The organism is Aeromonas sp. sif2416, assembly GCF_019218665.1.
GTDB lineage: Bacteria > Pseudomonadota > Gammaproteobacteria > Enterobacterales > Aeromonadaceae > Aeromonas > Aeromonas encheleia.
Genome location: NZ_JAHUXC010000001.1, coordinates 102,979 through 128,052 on the forward strand (window position 1 = coordinate 102,979; position 25,074 = coordinate 128,052).

Genomic DNA, 25,074 nt, shown 5'->3' on the forward strand with positions numbered 1-25,074 from the left:
GTCAGTTCAAATGGTTACGTTTTCAAGCAGAGCAAAGTGTGATGGCTGCCGTGCAGGCCCCCGGACGGGGGCCAAAAAAATGCCGGTCAGTCGACCGGCATGTTCAGGTGGGGCTGCTCGCCTGCAGGCGAGCCCGCGTCAGACGGTAAAGAACTTGAAGTTGACGAAGGCCACCGCGATGAAGGAGGCGACCATGCCGCTGACGCAGAGCACCGCCGGGCGGATGGCCGGCCAGCGATGGGTCAGCAGTACGATGGCCAGCAGGGTCGGGTAGAGGCCGAACATGTAGCGCGGCATGGCATTGAGCCCGGTCATCAGCGGTATGGTGCAGCAGATGAACATCAGGGTCGCCTCGGCCCAGCGCTTCTGGCTGAACAGATAGCCGTTCAGGCACCAGCCGAAGATCACCATGATGGAAAGGTAGGCCTTGCGGCCGCCGAGCTCGAAGCCACTGAGCCACCAGTCGAGGGGGCTGTCCATGTAGCGGCCCCAGGCCACCTGGATGTGCTTGAAGGCGAGCGCGTCCCCGGTGAGGTGGTAGAGATAGACCATGTAGGCGAACAGGCCGAACGGAATGAGCCAGAGGGTGAACACCACCTTGAAGGCTCGCTCGGTGAAGCGGAAGAACTCGCGCCAGCCATAGGCCTGCAGCGCCAGGATCAACACCGGGAACACCATCATCACCCCCAGGTTGCGGGTGCCGGAGATGAGGACGCCGAGGAAGGCCACCATCAGCCACTGCTCGCGGTAGGCGAACAGGAACATGCCCAGCATCAGCGCCATGAACATGGGCTCGGTATAGCCGGAGACGAAGTAGGCGGAGAAGGGAGAGAAGGCCAGCAGCCAGACCCCGAAGCGGGCTGTCTCGTCACCGAGCTTGAGCTGGCGCAGTACCAGCAGCATCAGCGGCAGGCTGATGAAGAAGGCGATGTTGGCCACCAGCATCAGGCCGATCAGGCTCTCGATGTTGAGCAGGCTGGCGAGGCCGCCGGCGAGCATGGGGTAAAGCGGCATGAAGGCCCAGTTCGCCGCGTTGCCCTTGCTGAGCCAGCGCGGATAGAGGTCGTAGCCGTTCTCTATGATGCGCTGGAACCAGACGCAGTCAAACTGGCAGTAAGCCTGCAGCGGGCCTATGGGGGCCGTGCCGTAGAGCTGGACGCCGAAGTAACCCATGCCGTAGAGGGCGGCCCGGCTCAGCACGAAGGCGGCGATGATCATCAGCCAGTCGCGGTTGCTGATCCGCAGGGAGGGGCGGTAGGGGCCCGCGGTGTCGGGGGTCGGAATTGTCATGTCATTCATCAGGCAAATACCCAGATCCTGGAGAGGAGGTAGGTGAGAACTGTGACCGCCAGGGTGGCGATTACCACGGGGAGCAGGCCGGAGAGGCCCGCCAGCAGCAGGCCGGAGAGCAGCAGGTTACGCACCACCAGCGAGAAGAGGGCCACCAGCAGGAACTTGCCGGCCGCCCCCTGTTTCTGGAAGGTGATGTAGCGATGGCCGAAGAAGGAGAACCAGAAGGCTACCGCAAATGCGAGCGTGGTGACCAGGTGCTCTGAGATGGTGGGCCAGGTGCGAAACAGCGCGATCGAGGTGCCAAGATCGACGAGGGTAGCCCCCCCGCCGACGAAACCGAAACGAACCAGACGCCAGAATTCCTCGCGGGAGATCATTGAGGCGCTTGCTCCTGCTGGTCGTCAGCGGCCTTCACTGTGGCCGCCTTCTTGCCGGCACTCTTCTTGCTGCCGGTGGCCGCGCCGTCCTGTGGTTGTGCTTCATCCTGCTTGGCATACTGGCCGTACACACCTTCGATGAGGTAGACCGGGCGCTGCTTCACCTCGACGAACATGCGGCCAATGTACTCGCCGATGATGCCGAGGGAGAGTAGCTGGATGCCACCGAGGAACAGCATCACCGACATCAGTGAGGCGTAACCGGGCACATCGATGCCAAAGAACAGCACCTGGGTGATGATCTTGAGGATGTAGAGGAAGGCGATCAGGGAGACGCCGACCCCGACGTAGCTCCATACCCGCAGCGGCCAGCTGGAGAAGCTGAGCAGGCCGTCGAGGGCGAAGTTCCACAGCTTCCAGTAGTTGAACTTGGTCTCACCGGCGTGGCGGGCGGGACGCTCGTAGGGGACGCCGACGGCGCGGAAACCGGCCCAGGCGAAGAGCCCCTTCATGAAGCGGTTGCGCTCGGGCAGTTGCTTGAGCGCCTCGACCACCTTGCGATCGATCAGGCGGAAGTCACCTGCGTTCTCCGGCAGCTTGGTGCTGGTGGAGAGGGCGTTGAAGAAACGGTAGAAACCGCCGGCGGTGAGGCGTTTCATCGGGGTGTCTGCGCTGCGATCGACCCGGATGCCGAAGACGGTGTCGTAGTCGCCGGTCTGCCACAGCTTGACGAATTCCAGGATGAGGGCGGGGGGATCCTGCAGATCCACGTCCATCGGCACTATGGCATCGCCCTTGGCCTGATGCAGGCCGGCGGTCATGGCGGCCTCTTTGCCGAAGTTGCGGGCCAGGTTGACCAGGGTGACGCGGGGGTCGCGGGCGATGGCCTGCTCGACCACCTCACGGGTGCGGTCGCGGCTGCCGTCGTTGACGAACACTATCTCAAGCTGATCCTTGAGCGGGGCCAGCTCGTTGTCTATCGCGCTGATGAAGGCGTCTATGCTCTCTTCCTCGTTATAAACGGGAACGACCAGAGAGAGTCGAAAATCGGCATGCGACATGGGAACTTCCTTATTGGAAAATGGTGTTATAAAACAAAGTCTTATATTTTTAGATTCACTGGGCGACGGTCAGACGTACCGACTGGACGTTGAGCGGTGTCGGTGCGGACAGGGCCAGGAAGTTGGGGTGCTTGGGATCGGCGGTCAGCGATTCGCCGGGCAGGTTGAGCCGGATCTCGTTGATGCCCGCCTTGGCCAGCTTGACTGTGGTGGTGATGTCGTGACCCAGTGCGACCTTGAGCAGGGTGCCCGCCTCCGGGCTGTTGATCCTGGCCTGGATGGTCACCTGCCCGGGTTGTGCCTGGTGCTTGGGCAGCACGAAATAGAGGCCACCCTGGCCGCTGAGTTCGGTGCCTTCGGCGTTCGGCTTCTTGGCCCAGCCTTCGCTGGAGAGGAAGCGGCTCGGCTTGGTGAGGTTGAGTTCGTTACCCGGCTGGTAGGTCATGCTGGAGTTGTGCTCCCAGAAGCGGGTCTTGCCTTCCAGGTAATAGAGCTTGTAAGCCAGGCTCACGTTGGGGTGAGCGGCCAAGTAGAGGGTGTAGAGGTAAAAACCACTCAATGCCATGATGGCAGCCAGAAAACCGAACTTTTTATAGGTCATATCACTCACTCGATGCCTGACGGATGGGTAGGCTGATTTCGCGCATATGCTAATCCAATTGCAAAAAAAGCATAGTGGATCACAAAAATATATTCGCTCAGATATTAACCCCTTTTCCCCCACGCTCCAAATGTCGCCGACGGCCTCCCTTTATCCTCGCCATCGGGGCCTGTGCCCCCGCATCTGGCTCATGGCCATCCCCGCGTCAAAGGGGGGCCTCATCAGGCAAATGACTGATATTGCTCATTGCTGTGGCAGGATCTGTCGCCATTTGTCCTGCGCAGATCTAAGATGGCGCGTCCCATCGTCAAGGATGATCCATGAGGCTGCTCTTTCTCTGCCTGCTCTGCCTGTTGCCTGCCCAGCTGGCGTGGGCCCGCTCGGGTTGTGCCACGCCCTTGCGTGTCGGCTTCGACAACTGGCCACCCTATCACTATTACCAGCAGGACGGTGAGCGTCGGCGCCTGCACGGCTTCTCGGTCGATTATCTCAACGCGGTGGCGGCCCGGTTGGGGTGTCGCCTGGTCTATGTCGAGCGCCCCTGGAAACGGGTGCTGCAGGACTTGGCACAGGGCCGGCTGGACATCGCCATGGAAGCCTATTTCTACGATGACAGGGCGCGTTACGCCTGGTTCTCCACTGCCTACAACCCGGGCCGCAGCGCGCTCTGGGTGCGCAAGTCCGACAGCTATGCCGAGCAGGACCTCGCTAGCTGGCTGGCCAGGGGATACAAGCTGGGGGTGACCAAGGACTATTACTACGGCGCCGAGATTGCCTGGCTGCTGCAGCGCCATCGAGAGCAGGTGAGCGAGGTCAACGATGCGCAAAACTATCGCAAGCTGTTGCTGGGGCGGGTCGATGGTTTCCTCGGGGATATTCTTGCCACTCCCTGGGGTCTGAAGAGAGAGGGGCTGGCGGAAGGCATAGTCCCCCATGTCATGCGGGTCTATGAGACACCAACCTATTTCATGTTGAGCAAGAAGACCCTGCCGAGCGACTTTGTGCAGCGCTTCAACCAGGCGATCGAGGCGGTTGGCAAGAGTGATGAGCACGCGCTCATCTGGCGTCGTTACGCGCCCGCCCGCTAGCAAAGTCGCTGGCATTCACGCATCATGGGCACCTGACCGTGGCGCCTGACAGGCCGAAGTGAACCGATTTGAGGTAAGCATGGGTAAGAAGTATTGGTGGGCATTGGCAAACCTTATCTGGTTGGGCTGCTGGCCGGCGGGCATGGCCCAGGCCAGCACGGAACAGATGGTGGTGGCCAGTCCCAGCATCCAGCACGACTGGTATCAGAACAGCACGGCCCAGCAGGCGCGCCTGGAGCTGGATCGTCAGCTGCAGGAGGCGGTGCTCGCCCAGCTGCACCCGGACTTCTACCGACTCTGGCAGCAGTTGCAGAAGGCCCCTGCCGATCGGCGCGGCGCCCTCTACGACGAGGCCTTTGGCAAGCTGGCCCGTTTCCAGCAGGCTTGGCGTGCCATGGATCTGGTCGCCCGCGAGCAGATGCAGACCCTCAAGCTCGATCTGACCAAGCCGCTGGCCCACGAGCCGATTGGTGACAATCTGCTGGATCAGGTCAAGCAACTCAGGCCCCAGGTCGCCGAATATGAGGCCGTGCGCGAGGAGGTGGGCAAGCTGCTGGCGATGCCCATGGCCAAGCACTGGCCCAACCTGGACATGCCGACCCTGCGTGCCGGGGAGAGCTCGACCGAGCTCGGCCAGATCCGCTCCATCCTCAACGAGCTGGGGGATGGCGCCCCCACCCATCAGGACGCCACCTATGATGCGGACACCGAACAGGCCATCAAGCAGTTCCAGCGTCGCCACGGTCTGACCGCCGACGGCATCATAGGCCGTCAGACCCGCTCCTGGCTCAACACCGGCCCAGAGGTGCGCGCCAGCCTGCTGCTGCGCAACCTGTGGCGCCGGGATCTGGTGGATCATCTCGCCGGCCGCTATGTGCTGGTCAACATCCCGGATTACCGCCTGAGCGTGGTGGAGTCCGGCAGCGAGGTCTTCACCAGTCGCGTCATCGTCGGCAAGGAGCAGCGGGCCACCCCCATCCTCGCCAGCGAGATCCGCTCCATCGTGCTCAACCCTGCCTGGCACGTGCCGCGCTCCATCCTGAGCAAGGACATTCTGCCCAAGCTGGGACGGGATCCTGCCTACCTCAATCGGGAGCAGTTCGAGGTGATCGACGGCGAGGGCAACCCGGTGCAGTTCAGCGAAGATGGCTGGCATCAGGCGCTGGCGTCGGGCTTCCCTTACCGGTTGCGGCAAAAGCCCGGCGATCACAACGCCCTGGGGCGCTACAAGTTCTATCTGCCCAACAACGATGCCATCTATCTGCACTCGACGCCGGGCAAGGCGCTGTTCGAGCAGGGGGCGCGCGCCTTCAGCTCCGGCTGCATCCGGGTCGAGCATGCGGACGATCTCGCCGAGCTGCTGCTGGCGGACTCCCGTTATCAGCCGGACAAGGTCGCCAATATCCTGAAAGAGAGCCAGACCAAGTGGCTGCCCCTGACCACGCCGATCCCGGTGTTCACCGTCTACTGGAGCAGCTGGATCGACGAAGAGGGTCGCCAGCAACTGCGCAACGACATCTACGGATTCGATCGAGTGAGCTTCCAGAGCCGCTTGTTGTGATCCCTGCCACAGAGTGAAAAGCCCGGCTCATGCCGGGCTTTTCTATGGGCGTTTGCGGTTTGACAGGGCTTTTCTCGGCGGGTAGTTTCGGCCTCTGTATCATTTTCATTCACCACTGTTACTTCACTCTGGAATGGACGGACAACGGATGCTGGAACAAGAGATAAGCCGACGCCGTCTGCTGCTGGGCGCCGGTTGCCTGATGGGGGCCAGCCTGCTGTCGTTTCCGGCCATGGCGAGCCGCAGTACCTCGGGCCGTGAACTCAGCTTCTTCAACCTCAATACCGGCGAGCGGGTGCGCACCAGCTATTGGGAGAATGGCCGTTATCTGAGCGATGGCCTGGCCGAGCTCAATCATATTTTCCGCGACTACCGTCGCAACGAAGTGTTCAACATCGACAAGAAGCTGTTCGATCAGCTGTTTCTGTTGCAGCACAGGCTGGGTCGCCAGGGCGAGATCCAGCTCATCTCGGGCTACCGCTCACCGGCCACCAATCGCCAGAAGCGGCAGCGCAGCCGTGGCGTCGCCAAACACAGCTACCACACCCTGGGTCAGGCGGTGGATGTGCGCATCCCCGGCGTGCAGTTGGCACACCTGCGCAAGGCGGCCCTGAATCTCAAGGTCGGCGGTGTGGGTTACTACCCGTCTGACAACTTCGTGCACCTCGACACGGGCCCGGTACGCAGCTGGTAACCGGCGGTTCGGCTCTGCCGTTCGCTGCTCGCCAACAGGGGATTCCGGGTTGGTGTGCCGCGGCGCAGGGTTGGCACAGGGGGCCCCCGAGCTGCTAGGCTCTGGACACTATCCAGAGGAGAAATAAATGAAGCAGATTCTGATCGGGGGGCTGATCGCCCTGCTGTTGACCGGGTGCAGCAAGCTGAACCGGGAGAACTACGACAAGTTGAAGATGGGGATCAGCTATACGGAGGCGAGCAGCATCCTGGGCAAGGCTGAGAGTTGTGACGACAAGCTGGGAACTACCAGCTGCATCTGGGGAGGGGAGGGCAAGAATATCAAGATCCGCTTCATCGCCGACAAGGCGACTTTCTTCAGTTCGGAAGGGATCAACTGAGCCAGTCTTGCATCGTCGTCACCAACAAAGAAGCGCCGGAAGGCGCTTTTTTGTTGGTGATAATAAACTCAATACAGTCAGAAGCTGACGCACTCAGTGAGTGGCATATTGATAATTGAAGGTGGGCAGCCCCCACTTGAAGCGCACCGCCAGCAGCCGCAGCACGAAGCCGACACCGATAGCCCCGAAGGCGGCCCAGTCATTGGGCAGGCCCTGGGCCAGCGCGAAGCAGTAGAGGGCGGCCGTCACCAGGGAGACGGCGGCGTAGAGCTCGCGCTTGAACACCAGTGGGATGCGCTGGCACAGGAGATCCCGCAGCACGCCGCCGAAGACGCCGGTCACCACGGCCATGATGCAGGCGATACCGGCCCCGTGGCCCATCTCCAGCGCCCGGGCCGCGCCAAAGATGGAGAACACCACCAGCCCCAGCGCATCGAGCGCCAGGAACAGCTTGCCGAGATAGCGCATCAGCGGTGCCGAGATGACCCCCGCCATGGCCGCCCCCGCCACCAGCAGCACGTATTCGGGATGCTCCACCCAGAGCAGGGGATAGTGCCCCAGCAGCACATCCCGGATGGTGCCACCGCCGATGGCCGTCGCCGACGCGATGATCACCACACCAAACAGATCCATCCGCCGCCGACCCGCCGCCAGCGCGCCAGTCATCCCTTCGGCCACCAGGCCGAGCAAGAAGAGAGCATGTAACATGAGTTATCCCAGGGTGCGAGAAAGGCCCGCATCCTAACAAGACTGGTCTGGCACGACAAGCACTCTCACATTTGCATTAGAATAAGTAATGAAAAGGGGGCCTATGCCCCCGTTTTTAGTTATGGCAGAGCCGGCTCAGCGGCGGAGCTGCTCGCTGCGGTATTGATCCACCCACATGGCGGTGGCGCCGCAGATGGCGACCGGCATCACGAACAGGTTGACCACCGGAATGGCGGAGAAGAGGGTGACCAGGGCGCCGAAGCTCAGGCACTTGCCGCGGCGTTGCTTGAGGGCATCGCGCATGGTGATGAAGTCGATCTTGTGGTTGTCGAACGGATAATCCACGTACTGGATCGCCATCATCCAGGCGCTGAACAGGAACCAGAGCACGGGCGCCAGGGTCTGCCCCACCACCGGGATGAGGAACAGGATGAGGCAGCCGATGGCCTTGGGCAGGTAGTACTTCAGCTTGGTCCACTCGCGGCCGAAGGTGCGCGGCACATCCTTGACCACATCCAGCATGCCGGTGTCGCTCACTGCCTCACCGGTCAGGATCTGCTCCACCTTCTCCGCCAGCAGGCCATTGAAGGGGGCGGCGATCCAGTTGGTCACCGAGCTGAAGATGAAGGAGAACACCACCAGTATGGTGACCAGGGCGATGGGCCACAGCAGGTAGTCGAGCCAGCCGAGCCAGGCCGGGATCTGCTGATGCAGCCAGCCGAACAGGCCGTCGAGCTGCAGCAACAGGGCATAGAAGGCGCCGGCAAACAGCACCACGTTGACCAGCAGGGGGATCAGCACGTAGGTGCGGATGCCGGGTTGGCGGATGAGCGAAAAGCCGCGCAGGAAGTAGTCTGCACCGCTGACTGAATCTTTGACCAGGGGGGATTGGCTCATCTGAGCTCCATCTGTTAACGGGAAACTGCCAGCATATTACAAACAAGCCCTTGATTTGGTAAAGTCGCTGACCATTCCTTTTCCGTCGCAGTTCAGCTGAGCGCCGGATATTGATGGAAACCGCCCGCCTTTTCGTTATTTCGTTACCCAGATAGGCCCTCATGCGTCTGAAATTGATCAAACTCGCCGGTTTCAAGTCGTTTGTCGAGCCGACCCGCATCGAACTGTCGGCCGACATGACGGCCGTGGTCGGGCCCAACGGCTGCGGCAAGTCCAACGTGATCGACGCGGTGCGCTGGGTGCTGGGGGAGAGCTCGGCCCGCCATCTGCGCGGCGAGAACATGACGGACGTCATCTTCAACGGCTCCCTCAACCGCAGCCCCCATGGCCGCGCCTCGGTGGAGCTGGTGTTCGACAACCCCCACAATCGGGTGCCCGGCGAATTCGGCCGCTTCAGCGAGATCTCGGTGCGCCGGGAGGTGCTGCGTGACGGCACCAATCACTACCAGATCAATGGCCAGAAGTGCCGCCGCAAGGATGTGACGGATCTCTTCCTCGGCACCGGCCTCGGCCCCCGCAGTTACGCCATCATAGAGCAGGGCACCGTCAGCCGGCTGGTGGAGTCGCGTCCGGCGGATCTCAAGCTGTTCATGGAGGAGGCGGCGGGGGTCTCCCGTTACAAGGAGCGGCGCCGGGAGACGGAGCAACGCATCCGCCACACCCAGGAGAACCTGGAGCGGCTCGGCGACATTCGCGGCGAGCTGGGTTCCCGCCTCGATCACCTCAAGGCCCAGGCCGAGACCGCCGAACGCTACAAGCAACTCAAGGGCCGTTCGCGCGCCGCCCGGGCCGAACTCATCGGCTCCGAGCTGTGGGCGCTGGAGACCCGCCTCGGCGAGGCCAAGGCCGAACTGAGCCAGGCCGAGCAGGCGCTGGCGGCGCTGGACGCCAAGCGAACCCAGGACGAGGGGCGTCACGTCAGCCTGTCGGTTGCCCGCCAGGAGGCCCAGGCCGAGCAGGCCAACCGACAACAACAGATCTTCCTCGGTGGGCAGGCCATCGCCCGCCTCGAGCAGCAGCAGCTTCACCAGACCGAACTCGGCCGTGACTGGCAGGTCAGGCGCCAGGCCCTCGGCGAGCGGATAGACGGCATCAAGACGCAGCTGGCGAGTCAGCAGGAGCAACTGACCGACGGCACGCTCAGGGGGGAGCTGGAGTCGGCGCGGCTGGAGCAGTGTGAGCAGTTGCTCACCGACCAGCAGACGCAGCGCCTGACTGCCAGCGAGCAGCTGGAGCAGGCCCGGCAGCGCCAGCAAGAGTGGCAGCAGCAACTGGGGCAGTTGCAGGGGCGGCTCAATCAGACCCGAGCCCAGGTCAATGGCCTGCAGGAGCTGCAGGCCAAGACCCGGCTGGCACGGCTCAAGCTGGAAGACGAACAGGCCGGACCGCTAGGAGGGGAGAGTGACGATCTGCAGCCCAGGCTGGATGCCCTGGCGGCCGAGCTGGAGCTCGCCCGGGCGCGGCACGCCGAGCTGGATGAACAGTGGCAGGCCGCGGTGGTCGGCCACGAGGCACTCAAGGCGCAACGGGGCCAGCAGGGCGGCCTGGTGTGCGAACTGGAGGCCCGCCTCACCACGCTTGACCAAATTTTGGGGGAACAGATGCAGGGGGCTACCCTGGCCGATCGGCTGCAGGTGGCGCCTGAATGGGCCCAGGCACTGGACAAGGTGCTGGGACGCTGGCTCACCGCCCAGCCGGCGGATGAGTGCAACCTGGAGCAAAGTGGGCTCTGGATAGGCCCGGCCCATCCGGCTGTGCCCGGCACCCTGGCGGCCCAGCTGGCGGGGGAGCATATCCCCGCCTTCCTCAACGCCATCTGGCTGGTGGAGAGCCGGGAGGCGGCCCTGGCCCGTCAGGCCGGGCTCGCGGCCGGTGAGTCGCTGCTGACCCCGGCGGGGGACTGGTTCGGTCCGAACTGGGCCGATCTCGGCCAGGGGGGGGCGCTCGGTACCCTGGCCCTGCTCGGTGAACGTGAGCGGTTACACACCGAGCTGGCGGCGAGCCAGCAGGCGTTGGTCCAGCTGGATGCCCAGCTGGGTGCGGCCGATGCAATGCGGGCCCAGCTGCATGCTGCCTTCGAGCTGGCTCAGCGCACCCTGCGCGAGCGGGAGCTGCAGTGGCAGCAACTGCGGGAAGCCTGGAGCCTGCAACAGGGTCAGCGTCAGGAGCGGTTGCAGCGGCTCGGCCTGCTCGGTGAAGAGCTGCTGCGGCTGGACAGGGAGCAGGCCGACGAGGCGCAGCGGCTGGAGAGGGCCGTGCTGCAGCTCGAGCTGGATGAGGCGCGGCTGATGGAGTTGCAGGAGCAGGGCGAGCCCTTGGCCGAGGCCCTGCTGCTTGCCCAGGAGCGGGTCAGCCAGGCCGAGCGGGCGCTGGAGGAGGCGCGCGCGCGCCGGGAGCAGCAGCAGGCCCACTGTCAGCGCTGGCAGCTGGAGCAGCAAAACCTGAGCCAGCTCATGGCCCTGCGTGAGCAGGAGCTGGCGCGGCTCGGACTGGAGCTGGCGGAACTCAAGGCGCCGGGGGACATGCCGGGTCAGGATCTGTCGCCCCTGCTGACCGAGCAGCGCAACCTCGAGGCGCAGCAGCTGGCCTGCCATCAGCGCCTGGCGGAGCTGGAGCGGCAACTGACCGAGTTGGAGCAGGCGCGCAGTGCCGATCACAAGCAGTTGGTGACCCTGCAGGAGAAGCTCGCCCAGCTCAGATTGGAGCGGGAGCGCAACCTGACCCGGCGCCAGGGGCTGCATGAGCAGTTCGAGGAGCTGGGGGTGCGGCTGGTGGATCTCGATCAGGCGGTGCTGATCGCCGCCGATCGCGGCAAGCTGCGCCAGGAGATCCAGACCCTGGAGACCCAGGTGGAGGCGCTGGGGGCCATCAACCTGGCGGCGCTGGAGGAGTATGAGGCGGCGAAAACCCGCTCAAGCTACCTGGAAAACCAGTGCCAGGATCTGGAGCAAGCGCTGGAAACCCTGAGCCAAGCCATTAAAAGAATTGATAAAGAAACACAAATACGCTTCCGTGACACTTTCGATAAGGTCAACGAAGATTTAAAATCCCTGTTTCCGAAGGTGTTCGGGGGGGGCAGTGCCTGGCTTGAGCTGACCTCGGATGATCTTTTGGAGGCCGGAGTGAGCATCATGGCAAGACCTCCGGGCAAGAAGAATGCTACCATTGCCCTGCTTTCCGGGGGGGAGAAGGCGCTAACCGCCCTTGCGTTGGTTTTTGCCATCTTCAGACTCAACCCAGCACCCTTTTGTTTGCTGGATGAGGTGGATGCGCCGCTCGATGAAGTGAACGTCGGTCGCTTCTGTTCTCTTGTCAAAGAGATGTCGAGCACAGTACAGTTCGTTTACATCAGTCATAATAAGGTCTCCATGGAGATGGCTGAGCAACTGATAGGCGTCACTATGCAAGAGCCCGGGGTTTCTCGCATAGTGTCGGTCGATATCGGTGAAGCCGTCGCTTTGGCTGAGCAAAACTAGAAAGAGAAGCAGCTAATGCAGGAATTGCGTTACATCTTGGTTGCCCTGGGCGGTATTGCCATCGCGGCATTGCTCATTCACGGGTTGTGGAGCAACAGAAAAAACCGTCAGGCACCGATCAAAGAGAAACCTCTGGGCCGGATGGATTCCAAATCACGGGAACGTGACAACGATACGTTCGACAGCGATGGCATCGGCCAGGTGCGTGTGGTCAGTGGCGGGCGTCGTGCCGAGCCCAAGCTGCACAACGATGAGGCGCGCCAGCCTGAAGCCAGCCGCCGTGCTGCCGTCCCCGCCTTCGATGACGAAGACGAGGATGACGAGCTGCCACCGCCCGTGCGCAAGCCTGTCGCCCGCCCGGTGGCTCCCGCGCCCGTCTATGCTCCCGCGCCCGTCTATGAAGACGACGAGGACGAGTACGAAGAGCCGCTCGCCGAGACCATGGAGGAAGCCCCTGCCGCCCCGGTGCGCAAGCCTGCTCAGGTGATCCGTCGTACCCCGGTGCACCGCTCCCGTCCCCAGCGCGAGCCCATGCTGCAGCCGCTGGACGAAGAGCCGCTGGTGGAGCCGGCCTACGCCACTGCGCCGACCTTCGGTGCCCGCGAGCCAGCCCCCGAACACAAACCCCGTTATGTTGCTCCTGAGCCAGCCTACGAAGAGCCGGTCTATGATGACGAGCCCCTCATGGCCGACCCTGTGCAGGAGCTGCCGCCGGTCGAGAAGATCTGGCAGGATGTCTATGTCATCAACCTGATGGCCCGCCCCGGTCACGATCTGCAGGGGGCGACGCTGCTCTCTTCCCTGCTGACGCTGGGCTTCAAGTTTGGCGAGATGGATATCTTCCACCGTCACGAGGATCTGGGTGGCAAGGGTGAAGTGCTGTTCTCCATGATCAACATGGTCAAGCCGGGCACCTTCAACCCCTACCGCATGGAGCAGTTCAGCACCCCGGGTGTCTCCCTGTTCATGCAGTTGCCCCTGCGCAGCAACGCGGCCTTCGCCTTCGAGCACATGCTGCAGGCGGCGGATCAACTGGCAAGCGACCTCGACGCCATGCTGACCGACGCCTCGCGCAGCCCCCTGAGCGACGACGACATCGCCCGTTACCGTCACGAGCTGGCGGCCTACGAGGCCAGTCGCGACTAAGGCGCCTGCGGGTCTATGACATCAAAAATGCGGTACCTGGGTGCCGCATTTTTGTTTGTGCGATTAACTTACTATTCCAACCACAGTCCGAGACTTCTCCATGAGCGAAATCCTCTCCCGCCACCGTCAACTGTGTGAGCTGCTGATCGAATATGGTCATCAGTACTATGTGCTGGACAATCCCACCGTGCCGGACGCCGAATACGATCGGCTGATGCGCGAATTGATTGCGCTGGAGGCCGAGCATCCCGAGTTGAAAACCCCGGCCTCACCCAGTGTCCGGGTCGGCGGCCAGCCGTTGTCTGCCTTCCGGCAGGTGCGCCACGAGATCCCCATGCTGAGTCTGGACAACGTGTTCAGCAGCGAGGAGCTGCAGGCCTTCGAGCAGCGCATGAGGGATAGGCTCAAGCGCGAGCTGAGTTTCAGCTTCTGCTGCGAGCCCAAGCTGGATGGCCTGGCGGTCAGCCTGCTCTACGTGGAGGGCCAGCTGGTGCAGGCGGCGACCCGGGGGGATGGTGCCACCGGTGAGGAGATCACCGACAACGTGCGCACCATCAAGGCCATCCCGCTCACCCTGCGGGGCAGCGGCTGGCCCGCCCGGCTGGAGGTGCGCGGCGAGGTATTCATGCCCAAGGCCGGTTTCGCGGCGATGAACGAGAAGGCGCTGGCCGCCGGCGAGAAGGTGTTCGTCAACCCGCGCAACGCCGCGGCAGGCAGCCTGCGCCAGCTCGATTCCCGCATCACCGCCAGCCGTCCTCTGAGCTTCTATGCCTACGGGGTCGGGGTGGGCGGCGAGCTGCTGGGGGATTCCCACTTCGGGCGGCTGTGCCAGCTCAAGGAGTGGGGCCTGCCCATGAGCGCCGAGGTGAAGCTCAAGGAGGGTGCCGCCGGCTGTCAGGCGTTCCATGACGACATCCTGGCCCGCCGTGGCGAGCTGCCCTACGAGATCGACGGCGTGGTCTACAAGGTCGACGCCATCCCCCTGCAGGAGGAGCTTGGCTTCGTGGCGCGCGCCCCGCGCTGGGCCACGGCGCACAAGTTCCCGGCAGAGGAGGAGATGACCCTGCTGGAGAACGTCGAGTTCCAGGTCGGCCGCACCGGTGCCGTGACCCCGGTCGCCAAGCTCAAACCCGTGTTTGTCGGCGGCGTCACCGTCTCCAACGCCACCCTGCACAATGCCGACGAGATCGAACGGCTCGGCGTCATGATCGGCGATACCGTGATCGTGCGTCGGGCGGGGGACGTGATCCCGCAGATAGTAGCGGTGGTGGAGGCCCAGCGCCCCGCGGATGCTCGGAAGATCCTGTTCCCCACCCAGTGCCCGGTCTGTGGTTCGGCGGTGGAGCGGCTGGAGGGGGAGGTGGTGACCCGCTGCTCCGGCGGCCTGTTCTGCGAGGCGCAGCGCAAGGAGGCGATCAAGCACTTCGCCGCACGCCGCGCCATGGACGTGGATGGCCTGGGGGACAAGATAGTGGAGCAGCTGGTGGACAAGGGGCTGGTGAAGACCCCGGCCGACTTGTTCAGCCTGACTGCCATCCAGCTCGCCGGGCTGGAGCGGATGGGGCCGAAATCCGCGCTCAACCTGGTGGCGGCCATCGATGCGGCGCGCAGCACCACACTGCCGCGCTTCCTGTTTGCCCTCGGCATCCGCGAGGTGGGGGAGGCGACCGCCCTCAACCTCGCCAACCACTTCCTCACCCTGGATGCCCTGCGCGCCGCCTCGGTGGAGCAGCTGCTGACGGTGGCGGACGTGGGGGAGGTGGTGGCCAAGCATGTCTACTACTTCCTGCGCCAGCCGCACAACATCGAGGTGCTCGACGCCCTGCTGGCGGCCGGCATCCACTGGCCGGCCATCGAGAAGAAGGCCGCCGCCGAGCAACCCTTCGCCGGCAAGACCTTCGTGCTGACCGGCACCCTGACCACCCTGTCACGCAACGATGCCAAGGCGGCCTTGCAGGCGCTGGGGGCCAAGGTGGCGGGCTCGGTCTCCGCCAAGACCGACGTGCTGGTGGCCGGCGAAGCCGCAGGCTCCAAGCTCGCCAAGGCGCAGGAGCTCGGCATCACCGTCTGGACCGAAGAGGAGTTGCAGGCGGCGATCCAGCCTTGAGTCGAGGTGAATCACCGAGCAACAAACCCGGCCATCAGGCCGGGTTTGTTGTTTCTGGGCTCACTCCAGCCATTGGGCCTTCTCCTGCCACTTGGGTGGCACCCTGAGTTGCCAGCGCGCCAGCTCCTCCCGGCTGAACACGTATTCACCGCGCAGGGCCGCGCGCGGGGAGAGGGATTCGGGGGTGGTACCCTCCAGGATGGCGTTGACCAGCTCGGCGGCCTTCTCCCCCTGGGCATGGCCGTTGAGCACCAGGCCGCCGATGGCCCCGCCCTTGCCGACCGAGAACTCCCAGAAGGAGAACAGCGGCACCGGGCTATGCTGGCTGGTCCATGTCAGCACCTGTTTCTCGCTCACATGGACTCCCCGTTCATCGGTCAGGGTGTGGTAGAGGCCGATGAAGAGCGCCTCATAGCCGTTCTGTCGGCTGGCGAGCACCACCTCCTGCCAGCGCCGGTAGTCGTCGATCTGCTGGCTGTTGACCCTGGTCTGGCCGACCCGCTGCTCATTTGGGGTCGTGAACTCATCCTCGATGGCGGTGCGCGACACCTCGCTCGCATCGAACAGCACCAGCGCCTTGCCCAGCCCCCCCATCAGCTGGCTCATCTCGCTGATGTTGCGCTTGAGCAGGGGGCGTTCCAGCACCCCGGTGATCTGGGGGTGACCGACCAGCCCCTTGTGGCGGGGATTCTCGTTCATGCCGAGGAACACCACAGGGGTGCCCTGGGCCGCGATCGGCCGGGCGAGGGCGTTGATGGCATTGTCGTCGCCGAGCACCACCAGATCCGGCTTGAGTTGCCGGTAGGCACTCATCGCCCTGGCGGTGCTCTGCTCCACCTCCTGGCGGGGTTGGCGCTTGCTGTCCAGATAGAAGTGACTGAGGTGATGGGCGCCCTTGAGGTGCTCCTGCAGGCTGGTGTTGTAGCTCTGATCCCACAGGTTGGCGGGGTGATAGCTGCTGATCACCAATATCTCGGCGGCCCGGAGGGGGAGAGGGAGAAGGGCTAGCAGTAGCAACACCTTGGTCACGTTCATTTCCCGTTGGCAGGACACTGCACCCAGTATGTGCGCTTTGCCACTGGTATGCCTTCGTCAATTGTTGTCGGATGGCTACGCCATCCCCATAGGGGGGTGATCGGACGCCAGCCCGCCCCCCGTCTGGGGTGGCTTTAATGAGGCTCTTTTGGTGCTGGTTGTGAACTGCCCCACTCCTCTCAAAACCTGATGTGGATCAAGAAATGAGGCCGCGCTTTGGTGCCTAATAGACACCACATATAGGGATGCATTCATTAAAAACACCTATATGTTGTGTTGTTAAGCTGTGTATAAGCTGTTCTCTTCTCATCGTCAGCCCAGGCTGGTCAAGCCTCGGCTGAATTTATTTGCGCCCAGGACGAGGCGCGGGGAAGGGTACCAAACAAGGTAAGCCGAAGGCGACAGCCTGGCCTTTAAAACGGGGAAAACGCATGAAACCGGTTGTGATCAAACGTGATGGATGTCGCGCACCATTCGATGCCCAGCTGATTGCCGAGGCGGTGAGCCGAGCGGCGGCAGCGGTCAGCCAGGCCAATCCGGCGCTGGGCGAGCGGGTTGCCAGCGCCGTCAGCCTGGAGTTGGAAGGGCGGGGCGAGGTCGACATTCACGAGATCCAGAACCGGGTCGAGAACCATCTGATGGCCTCCGACGACAAGGCGATCGCCCGTGCCTACATCGAGTATCGCCACGACAGGGATCTGGCCCGCGAGGCGCGCGGTCGGCTGGCCCAGGAGATCCGCGGCCTGGTGGAGCAGACCAACGCGGCCCTGCTCAACGAGAACGCCAACAAGGATTCCAAGGTGATACCGACCCAGCGGGATCTGCTGGCCGGCATCGTCGCCAAGCACTACGCCACCAGCCACATGCTGCCCCGCGAGGTGGTGCAGGCCCATGAGCGCGGCGATCTGCACTTCCACGATCTCGACTACTCCCCCTTCTTCCCCATGTTCAACTGCATGCTGATCGATCTGCAGGGCATGCTGACCCACGGCTTCAAGATGGGCAACGCGGAGATCGACACCCCGAAATCCATCAGCACCGCCACTGCCGTGACCGCCCAGATCATCGCCCAGGTGGCGAGTCACATCTATGGCGGCACCACCATCAACCGTATCGACGAGGTGCTGGCGCCCTATGTGACCATCAGCTGGCAGAAACACCGGGAGGTGGCCGAGGAGTGGGGCATCAGCGATGTGGACGCCTACGCCATGGCCCGCACCGAGAAGGAGTGTCACGACGCCTTCCAGTCGCTGGAGTACGAGGTCAACACCCTGCACACCGCCAACGGCCAGACGCCCTTCGTCACCTTCGGCTTCGGCCTCGGCGACAGCTGGGAATCCCGCCTCATCCAGCGCGCCATCCTCGGCAACCGCATCGCGGGCCTTGGCAAGAACAGGAAGACGGCGGTGTTCCCGAAGCTGGTGTTCGCCATCAAGGATGGCCTCAACCACAAGCCGGGGGATCCCAACTACGACATCAAGCGGCTGGCGCTGGAGTGCGCCTCCAGGCGGATGTACCCGGACATCCTCAACCATGATCAGGTGGTCAAGGTGACCGGCTCCTTCAAGACTCCCATGGGCTGCCGCTCCTTCCTCGGCGCCTACGAAGAGAATGGCGAGCTTGTCCACGAGGGGCGCAACAACATCGGGGTGGTAAGCCTCAACCTGCCGCGCATCGCCCTGAAGTCCCGCGATGAGGCGGACTTTTGGGACAAGCTGGATGCGGCGCTGCGGGTCGCCAAGCAGGCGCTGATGTATCGCATCGAGCGACTCGATGGCGTCAAGGCGCGGGTCGCCCCCATCCTCTACATGGAGGGCGCCTGCGGCGTGCGGCTCAAGGCCGACGACAACGTCAGCGAGATCTTTAAACATGGCCGCGCCTCCATCTCGCTCGGCTACATAGGGGTGCACGAGACCATCAACGCCCTGTTCGGCACCGACACCCATCTGTTTGACAGCGAGGCGCTGCGCCAGAAGGCTATCGCCATCATAGCGCGGCTCAAGGCGGCGACCGACGAGTGGAAAGAGGAGACCGGCTACGGCTTCAGCCTCTACTCCACCCCGAGCGAGAACCTCTGCACCCGCTTCTGCCGCATCGACGCCAAGGAGTTTGGCGTGGTGGCCGGGGTGACCGACAAGGGTTACTACACCAACAGTTTCCACCTCGACGTGGAGAAGCAGGTCAACCCCTACGACAAGCTGGACTTCGAGGCGGCCTATCCGCCCATCGCCAGCGGCGGCTTCATCTGCTACGGCGAGTACCCCAACATCCAGCACAACCTGGAAGCGCTCGAAAACGTCTGGGACTACAGCTATGACAGGGTGCCCTATTACGGCACCAACACCCCCATCGACGAGTGCTACGACTGCGGCTTCACCGGCGAGTTCGAGTGTACCTCCAAGGGCTTCACCTGCCCACGCTGCGGCAACCACGATCCCGCCAAGGTGTCGGTGACCCGCCGGGTGTGCGGCTACCTCGGCAGCCCGGATGCGCGCCCCTTCAACGCGGGCAAGCAGGAAGAGGTCAAGCGCCGCGTCAAGCACATGTAAGACGAACGGCTGAGCGACGAGATGGCTCCTGATGAGGGAGCCATTTTTATTGGCGGATCTGGCGCCCGTGCAGGGGCTGAGGAGAGAGGATGCACTACCACCAGTACTACCCGGTCGATGTGATCAACGGCCCCGGCACCCGTGCCACCCTGTTCGTGGCGGGCTGCGAGCACCAGTGCCCCGGTTGCTACAACCAGGCCACCTGGCGGCTCGATGGCGGCACGCCGTTCGACCAGGCCATGAGCGATCGCATCATCAAGGATCTCAACGACAGCCGCATCAAGCGCCGTGGCCTGTCGCTCTCCGGCGGTGATCCGTTGCATCCGGCCAACGTGCCCTCTGTGCTGGCGCTGGTGAAGCGGGTGCGGGCCGAGTGCCCGGGCAAGGACATCTGGTGCTGGACCGGCTATCTGCTCGGCGAGCTGTCGGCAGCCCAGCGTGAGCTGGTGGCCCTGCTGGACGTGCTGGTCGACGGCAAGTTCGTGCGGGAGCTGGCGGATCCCGGCCTGCTCTGGCGTGGCAGCAGCAACCAGCAGATCCACGATCTCAACGCCTGGCGGGAGAGTATGGAAGAATGGATCCCCTGCGTGACGCTGACCGCAGCCAGCTGAACCCTGGCTCAACGCCAGGGAAGAAACGAGGGAAAGGATCCCCGTCGGGTTTGCAGTTGCAGGCAAGGCTGTTTATGGTTAGCCCATCCGAATCACGCGACATCTTTCATGAGGAACCATGAGATGAACAATCTGCTCAAGATCCTGCTGGCCATCTTCCTGCCCCCGGTCTGTGCCTTTATCCAGGTGGGTTTCAGCCTGCATTTCTTTCTCAACATAGTGTTGACCCTGCTCGGCGGCCTGCCCGGCATGGTGCACGCACTCTGGCTGGTGGTCAGCGACAAGCGTGCCTGACACCACGGCTCACGGATGAGCAAGCTGGGTGATAACGGGTCAACCGCTCGGGGTTGGTCCGCTTGCTGATTTTCAAACGGATACTTTTTCGTTAGGATGGGCGACTGACCGACAGGGGCGGGTCGTGACGGCCGCTGAGCCCAGCAGAGAGAACAAGGAGCCTTGCATGAAATGGAAAGTCGCAGTCTGGTCAGGACTGGTGTTGGCGTTGTTGCAGGGGTGCTCATCCCGACCGGAGGCGGCACTCGATCGCGCACCTATAGTGATCCCGCTCGAGCAGCTGTCCCATTACTGGATCCAGGAGAACCAGCGTTCATTCTTCGGTGATGATGAACCGGTACGGCGGCCTGCCAAGCCGGTCAAGGGCTATGTGGAGGTGCGCTATCTGATTGACTCCAATGGCATGCCGACCAAGCCGGAAGTGGTGGCGGCAGAGCCACCCGGTGAGCTGGAGCAGAGTGCGCTGGCGACTCTGTCCCGGCTCCGTTATAGCCCGGCAGAGGGCAATCCGGATGCTCACCCGGTACAGGTGGTCAACCGCTTCGAAATCGAGATCAACTGATCTCTGGGTGATAAAACAGACCCCGGCCAGGCCGGGGTCACTTTATTGTTGTTTACAGTCGTTGTAGAGGCTCTGCCACTCGCCATCCTTGTCGCGCATCTCCACGAAGCCCTCCTTCCCCTTGTTCCACCAGACCACCTCATGATCATCGGTATAGCGGGCACCGGAGGCGGAGACCGCCTGTGGCAGGGTGTAGTCCTTGCCGTTGGGCAGGGACAGCTTGATGAAGTTCAGGCTCTCGTCCGAGAGCGAGAAGTAGCGCACCTGCACCTTCTGGTTCTGTTCACACAGATAGCTGACCGGATCGCCGCCGGTCACCCCCAGGCCGCCGGCACCGCGCTCGCAGCCCCCGAGCAGGGTCAGGGCACCCAGGCTCAGCAGGAATAGGTTGATCTGTTTCATGTTGTAGCTCCCCTTGGTGTCATATGGACTTGAGCCTAACAGCTTGAGCCAGCGTCGCAATCTCGAAGAGTGCTGACCGCGTCGGTATGTGTCCGGATGGATAGTCAGGCCGGCACTGGCTGGCGGATAGCCGGTGTGGCGAGGGGACACATCATGGCGCGCTCCAGAATATCCAGGATGTCGCTGTCGATGGTCTCATCAAACTTGCGGGCGAACAGGTGATCGCTTTGCTGCAGGGCGTCTGCGTCATGCACCGTGTAGTCGCGCGGGCGCAGCTTGATGTCGCCCATGGGGATCCAGTCGATGGCTCGCTTGTCATCGTTGACTATCTGGCCCTGATAGCTGGTGTTCATGATCACCGTCTGGAAGAAGCCCTCGTCGGCGATCAGGGTGTGGCGGTAGAAATCCTTGAAACGATCGACCTCAGGGCTGTGGCTGACGAACTCGCAGAAGGCCCGGCTCAGGATCATCCACTGATTGCCAATGTAGGGGGTCACCCCCTCCAGGTAGGGGCGGGTCTTCACCGGCTCGCACACCAATTCCCGGGCGGTCTCGGTCACATAGTGATCGATGCGGTGCAGGGTGTCCGGTCGGTGCTGGCGCTGATCCGCGACCTTGAGAAAATCCTTGCCCTTGTGATCGCGCAGGAAGTCGTGAATGTCGTGCTGGGAGCGCAGCGGGAAGTCCTGGGCGCTCAGATTGATGAAGAACTCCCACTCCTTGTTCTGCTCCAGCAGCGCCGCTATGCCGCGCAGCTCCGCATCCACCAGGCTGTAGCCGCCCCAGAGTGCATTCTTGCTGGGTAGCATGGCGGCGTTGGGGTAATCGGCAAGGAAGTCGGCGATCTCCTGTTGCAACTCGGGACCCGAGCGCTTGTCCACGTGGATCAGGTAGTGGTTGCTGTCGTGGTAAATCGCCTTGAACAGGCGCTTGAACTGGTCGGGATAGCGATGAACCAGAATGAGGTAGGCAATCATGGCAGGTGTCCTGTGTTGGCGGCAGGGCTGCGCCAAACAGAAAGTGCCTCAGGCGGATGGCTTGAAGCTGGTTCCCGTCGGGATGGCCGCTGTCGCAGTAAAAAAGAGTGGATAGCAGATAACAACAGTGAGAACAGGCTGCGGCAGGGAGGGATGCGCCTTATGGCATCGGGTCAATACAGCGGGTCCGGCGACGTCGGGTTGAGGGTGAGGGGTGGGCAAGGGCTGCCCTGGCTGGCGACTCTTTTGCATGACAAACCTGTCATCAGGTGCAGAGCGCAATCGGCCGGTGAGTGAGGCGCCACAGTAGCACGGTTCGGGCCAGGTTCGTCATATATCGCCGGTACCGCAGAAATACCATTCAATGGAGTCCACATGTGGCCCCGACATCCCGCCCCGGCACCTCCCAGACGGAGCGCAGTCTCTCGGTACCACAAGCCTATGGCCCGGCCAGCGCACAGGACGCAAAAAAACGCCCCGGTAGGCATAGCGGGGCGAAAGGGAGCCATCCTTTGGCTGCAGAAAAGGGGTCAATAACCGAAGCGGGTCGCCTCGAAGCGGTTGAGCAGGCGGTGAATGAGGTAGCAGGCCAGCAGGGTGACGACGATGGCGAACATAATGCTGCTCACCCGGTACAGGGCGCTGAACACCAGATCGTTGCCCGGGGTCAGGTACTGGCCAAACAGGATGCCGAGGGTGGTGAGGGCGCCGAAGCCGACCCCGGAGCCGCTGGCCTCCTTCACATGGGCATGGCTGAACAGCATGGCCCCGAGCCAGAGCAGGGGGGCGACCAGCAGCAGCAAACCGGACCAGTCGTACAGCACCAGCTGGCCCAGGATGCCGAAACTCACCCCGAGCAGGGTGCCCATGGCGCGCTTGCGGGCATAGCTGAGGGCACCGTCCCAGTGCATGGGGAACAGGACCAGCAGGGTGGTCGCCTGGGCGGACATGGAGTCGCGCAGATCGAACAGCTGGAATACCAGAAATGAGAGGGTGGCGATGCTGGCGCCGAGCAGCGCCTCGTGCCGCATCCGGTGCGGGGCCTTGGGAGAGGCGGCGGGTTTGGGCCTCTCCTCCACATCCGGGATCAGGGCCGTCATCAGGTAGGCGATGAGCACCGACAGGACGCTGGCCCACAGGTTGCTGAAGATCAGATCGTTCAGGTCTGTCCCGGGGTAGCTGGCAAAGTGCAGCATGATGCTGAGGCTCAGCACGCCGTTGGCGCCGAACAGGAACAGGCTGCCGCGGGACATGGCGGCGAAACGGTAGAGGAACAGCAGGAAGACGATGGGGATCATCAGGCCGGGATGGCCGCCGAACAGGCCGCCGAGCAGGCCGACCTCCAGCCCGCACGACGCGGCGGAGGCGATGAGCTGGCGGGCGGCGTGACCGTTCATCACCGGTATCATCCCCAGCAGCAACACAGGGGTGACGGTGAAGAAGACCCCGTTGCTCCAGCCGAAGATCTTGCAGAGCACGAAACCCAGGGTGCAGCCAAAGGCGATGCGCAGGCACTGGCGCAGCTCGTTGGCGGTGAGGGGCCTGTGCCACAGGTTCATGGCCGTCATCTCAGTAGATGTAGTGCAGCAGGCTGAGCAGGCGGATCTGGCCGCGTGCCAGCAGGGCGGTGAGGGCGTTGTCCGGCAGCAGCTGGACGGTGGCGCGAGCCCCGGCCGGCAGATGGGCGGGCAGCTGCTCGAGGGCCAGATGCAGGCGCAGGCGCTGGGCATCACGCACCCAGCGATCCGATTCGATGGGGTTGGCCAAGAGGCCGTTGGCATCGAACTGGCCGGCGCTGACCCCGGCATCCAGGCTGGAGACCCGGGCGGCATAGAGGCGACCTGGCTCACCGTCGAAGGCGATCAGGGCCTGGCTGCCGGGGCTGACATGGCGCAGGCTCTTCTCGCGAAAATCGGCGATCACGTCCACCTGCTCCGAGACCAGGGCCAGCAGGGGCGCCCCCGCGCTGGCCACGCTGCCCGGCTTGAGCTGCAGGTTGGTGATGATGCCATCCTGGCTCGCATGGACCTGGCTGTAGGTGAGGTTGAGCTCGGCCTGGGCGAGGCGGTTGCGCGCCTGGCGCAGCAGCAGGTTGTCGTCACCGGCCAGGCCACGATTGACCCTGGCCTGCTCCATGCGGGCCTGGCTGGCCAGCAGGTTGGCCCGGGCGGTGCGGGCGGCGCTGTCCGCGTCATCTTTCTGCTGCTCGGACACCATGTGGCGACGATAGAGGGCATCGATGCGCTCGGCCTCCCGCTGTTTCTGGGCGGTCTGGGTCTGCAGCGAGCTGTAGTCGGCGGCGGTGGCGTTCAGGGTCGCATCCAGCTGGCGATTCTGTTGCTCGGCCTGAGCCAGGGCGAGCCGGGCCTGCTCGACCGCGAGTTCGAACGGTGCGGGATCCAGCACGAACAGCAGATCTCCCTGTTTGACGTGCTGGTTGTTCGCCACCGCGACCTCGACCACCTTGCCGCTGACCTGGGGCGCCATCCTGGTGACGACCCGGGTGGCCATGGCCTGCGGGGTGAGCGGCATCTTGATGTCGGCCAGCAGGAAGTAGCCGAACACCAGGATGAAGCACAGGATGGACCACTTGATCCAGCGTTTGAATTGTTGATCCGGGGTCATCTTATTCTCTCTCTTCCTGCGGGGCGCCAATCTTGCCGAGGGCATTGGCGGAAATGCGGTGCACTGTCTCTTCAAACTGCGCCAGCACCTGCTGGCTGATGCCGCTGAGCAGCTCATGGCGTATCCCCATGATGCGATCCTCGATCTGATCGAGCAGCGCCTTGCCCGCCGGGGTCAGGGTGACGATGCGGGCGCGCTTGTCCTGGCTGCAGCAGTGGCGCTCGATCAGGGCCTGCTCTTCCAGCTGACCCAGGGTGCGCATCAGGGAGGGCAGCTCTATCTCGAGGGCCTCGGCCAGGGTCTTCTGGCTGAGGTGGCCGCCGAGGCGGCTCAGCTTCCAGAGCGCGGTCCAGCGCGGATGGGTGAGCCCAAGTGGGGCCAGCTCGATGTCGGCCACGGTGCGCCACAAGCGGTGCAGCCGCCCCAGTTGCTCGGCGAGGGACAACTCGCGCAACATCTCCAGATCCTTTTTCATGGCAGACACCTCATATACTTAGCCTGCTAAGCATTATATTTATTTAGCAGGCTAAGTAAAGCGTGATTCAGCTCACATTAAGGTTGCGGCGGCGAG

23 protein-coding genes are annotated in these 25,074 nt (G+C 63.2%); 11 read left to right on the forward strand and 12 right to left on the reverse strand.

Annotated features, from left to right (window positions below; translation table 11 throughout):
• Positions 1–138 precede the first annotated feature (138 nt).
• Genes KW821_RS00455 through KW821_RS00470 form a run of 4 tightly spaced genes read right to left on the reverse strand, consistent with a single transcriptional unit; the run spans position 139 to position 3,332 of the window.
• Positions 139–1,299, reverse strand: coding sequence for a membrane protein (locus KW821_RS00455; RefSeq protein ID WP_042654033.1), 1,161 nt, complete (start codon positions 1,297–1,299; stop codon positions 139–141).
• Positions 1,299–1,670, reverse strand: a complete 372-nt coding sequence (locus KW821_RS00460) for a GtrA family protein (RefSeq protein ID WP_042654032.1) — start codon at positions 1,668–1,670, stop codon at positions 1,299–1,301. Before KW821_RS00460 ends, KW821_RS00455 begins: the two co-directional genes overlap by 1 nt.
• A complete protein-coding gene (locus tag KW821_RS00465; RefSeq protein ID WP_042654031.1) occupies positions 1,667–2,731 on the reverse strand; it encodes a glycosyltransferase family 2 protein in 1,065 nt (354 codons plus the stop codon). The genes KW821_RS00460 and KW821_RS00465 overlap by 4 nt, the downstream gene beginning before the upstream one ends.
• Before the next feature lie 55 nt (positions 2,732–2,786).
• Positions 2,787–3,332 carry a hypothetical protein gene (locus tag KW821_RS00470; RefSeq protein WP_042654030.1) on the reverse strand — a complete coding sequence of 182 codons (546 nt, stop codon included), beginning with the start codon at positions 3,330–3,332 and terminating at the stop codon, positions 2,787–2,789.
• A gap of 320 nt (positions 3,333–3,652) precedes the next feature.
• Between KW821_RS00470 and KW821_RS00475 the strand changes: the two genes are divergently transcribed.
• The 4 genes from KW821_RS00475 to KW821_RS00490 all read left to right on the forward strand — a co-directional run bounded on the left by KW821_RS00475 (position 3,653) and on the right by KW821_RS00490 (position 7,054).
• Entirely contained in the window at positions 3,653–4,420 is a 768-nt protein-coding gene (locus tag KW821_RS00475) for an ABC transporter substrate-binding protein (protein ID WP_218289876.1), read from the forward strand.
• A 79-nt stretch (positions 4,421–4,499) separates the two neighbouring features.
• The gene (locus KW821_RS00480; RefSeq protein ID WP_218289877.1) at positions 4,500–5,981 is read left to right on the forward strand and encodes a murein L,D-transpeptidase; all 1,482 of its coding nucleotides are present in this window, start codon (positions 4,500–4,502) and stop codon (positions 5,979–5,981) included.
• 148 nt (positions 5,982–6,129) lie between these two features.
• Entirely contained in the window at positions 6,130–6,675 is a 546-nt protein-coding gene (locus KW821_RS00485; protein ID WP_042654027.1) for a YcbK family protein, read from the forward strand.
• A 127-nt stretch (positions 6,676–6,802) separates the two neighbouring features.
• Positions 6,803–7,054, forward strand: a complete 252-nt coding sequence (locus tag KW821_RS00490) for a DUF3862 domain-containing protein (protein WP_218289878.1) — start codon at positions 6,803–6,805, stop codon at positions 7,052–7,054.
• A 93-nt stretch (positions 7,055–7,147) separates the two neighbouring features.
• Here KW821_RS00490 and KW821_RS00495 read toward each other — a convergent pair whose 3' ends face one another.
• Both KW821_RS00495 and cysZ read right to left on the reverse strand, forming a co-directional pair.
• Positions 7,148–7,762, reverse strand: a complete 615-nt coding sequence (locus tag KW821_RS00495) for a trimeric intracellular cation channel family protein (protein WP_218289879.1) — start codon at positions 7,760–7,762, stop codon at positions 7,148–7,150.
• A gap of 135 nt (positions 7,763–7,897) precedes the next feature.
• Complete coding sequence (gene cysZ / locus KW821_RS00500) at positions 7,898–8,659, reverse strand: sulfate transporter CysZ (RefSeq protein ID WP_218289880.1); 762 nt, start codon at positions 8,657–8,659, stop codon at positions 7,898–7,900.
• 161 nt (positions 8,660–8,820) lie between these two features.
• On the opposite strand from cysZ, the gene KW821_RS00505 reads away from it, so the two are divergent.
• From KW821_RS00505 to ligA, 3 genes are all read left to right on the forward strand, one after another.
• On the forward strand, positions 8,821–12,195 hold the full coding sequence (locus KW821_RS00505; protein ID WP_218289881.1) for an AAA family ATPase: 3,375 nt from the start codon (positions 8,821–8,823) through the stop codon (positions 12,193–12,195).
• A 15-nt stretch (positions 12,196–12,210) separates the two neighbouring features.
• Positions 12,211–13,341 carry a cell division protein ZipA gene (zipA, locus tag KW821_RS00510; protein WP_218289882.1) on the forward strand — a complete coding sequence of 377 codons (1,131 nt, stop codon included), beginning with the start codon at positions 12,211–12,213 and terminating at the stop codon, positions 13,339–13,341.
• Between the two features lie 100 nt (positions 13,342–13,441).
• Positions 13,442–15,448 (forward strand): NAD-dependent DNA ligase LigA, encoded by a 2,007-nt coding sequence (gene ligA, locus KW821_RS00515; protein WP_218289883.1) that lies wholly within the window; start codon positions 13,442–13,444, stop codon positions 15,446–15,448.
• Between the two features lie 60 nt (positions 15,449–15,508).
• On the opposite strand, the gene KW821_RS00520 is transcribed toward ligA, so the two are convergent.
• Positions 15,509–16,483 carry an ABC transporter substrate-binding protein gene (locus KW821_RS00520; RefSeq protein ID WP_218289884.1) on the reverse strand — a complete coding sequence of 325 codons (975 nt, stop codon included), beginning with the start codon at positions 16,481–16,483 and terminating at the stop codon, positions 15,509–15,511.
• Between the two features lie 431 nt (positions 16,484–16,914).
• On the opposite strand from KW821_RS00520, the gene nrdD reads away from it, so the two are divergent.
• From nrdD to KW821_RS00540, 4 genes are all read left to right on the forward strand, one after another.
• The gene (gene nrdD, locus KW821_RS00525) at positions 16,915–19,032 is read left to right on the forward strand and encodes an anaerobic ribonucleoside-triphosphate reductase (protein ID WP_218289885.1); all 2,118 of its coding nucleotides are present in this window, start codon (positions 16,915–16,917) and stop codon (positions 19,030–19,032) included.
• Positions 19,033–19,121: 89 nt separating this feature from the next.
• Positions 19,122–19,643, forward strand: a complete 522-nt coding sequence (gene nrdG / locus KW821_RS00530; protein WP_218289886.1) for an anaerobic ribonucleoside-triphosphate reductase-activating protein — start codon at positions 19,122–19,124, stop codon at positions 19,641–19,643.
• A gap of 123 nt (positions 19,644–19,766) precedes the next feature.
• Positions 19,767–19,937 carry a YqaE/Pmp3 family membrane protein gene (locus tag KW821_RS00535; protein ID WP_042654017.1) on the forward strand — a complete coding sequence of 57 codons (171 nt, stop codon included), beginning with the start codon at positions 19,767–19,769 and terminating at the stop codon, positions 19,935–19,937.
• 166 nt (positions 19,938–20,103) lie between these two features.
• Positions 20,104–20,499, forward strand: a complete 396-nt coding sequence (locus KW821_RS00540) for a TonB family protein (RefSeq protein WP_218289887.1) — start codon at positions 20,104–20,106, stop codon at positions 20,497–20,499.
• A gap of 42 nt (positions 20,500–20,541) precedes the next feature.
• Here KW821_RS00540 and KW821_RS00545 read toward each other — a convergent pair whose 3' ends face one another.
• The 5 genes from KW821_RS00545 to slyA form a co-directional block, all read right to left on the reverse strand.
• Positions 20,542–20,901, reverse strand: coding sequence for an MliC family protein (locus KW821_RS00545; protein ID WP_042654015.1), 360 nt, complete (start codon positions 20,899–20,901; stop codon positions 20,542–20,544).
• A gap of 104 nt (positions 20,902–21,005) precedes the next feature.
• Positions 21,006–21,878: a beta-1,6-N-acetylglucosaminyltransferase gene (locus KW821_RS00550; protein WP_218289888.1), complete on the reverse strand. Its 873-nt coding sequence runs from the start codon at positions 21,876–21,878 to the stop codon at positions 21,006–21,008.
• Between the two features lie 530 nt (positions 21,879–22,408).
• Complete coding sequence (locus KW821_RS00555) at positions 22,409–23,437, reverse strand: DUF2955 domain-containing protein (RefSeq protein WP_218289889.1); 1,029 nt, start codon at positions 23,435–23,437, stop codon at positions 22,409–22,411.
• Positions 23,438–23,447: 10 nt separating this feature from the next.
• Entirely contained in the window at positions 23,448–24,503 is a 1,056-nt protein-coding gene (locus KW821_RS00560) for an HlyD family secretion protein (protein ID WP_042654013.1), read from the reverse strand.
• A gap of 1 nt (position 24,504) precedes the next feature.
• Positions 24,505–24,978 (reverse strand): transcriptional regulator SlyA, encoded by a 474-nt coding sequence (gene slyA / locus KW821_RS00565; protein WP_218289890.1) that lies wholly within the window; start codon positions 24,976–24,978, stop codon positions 24,505–24,507.
• Positions 24,979–25,074: the final 96 nt, after the last annotated feature.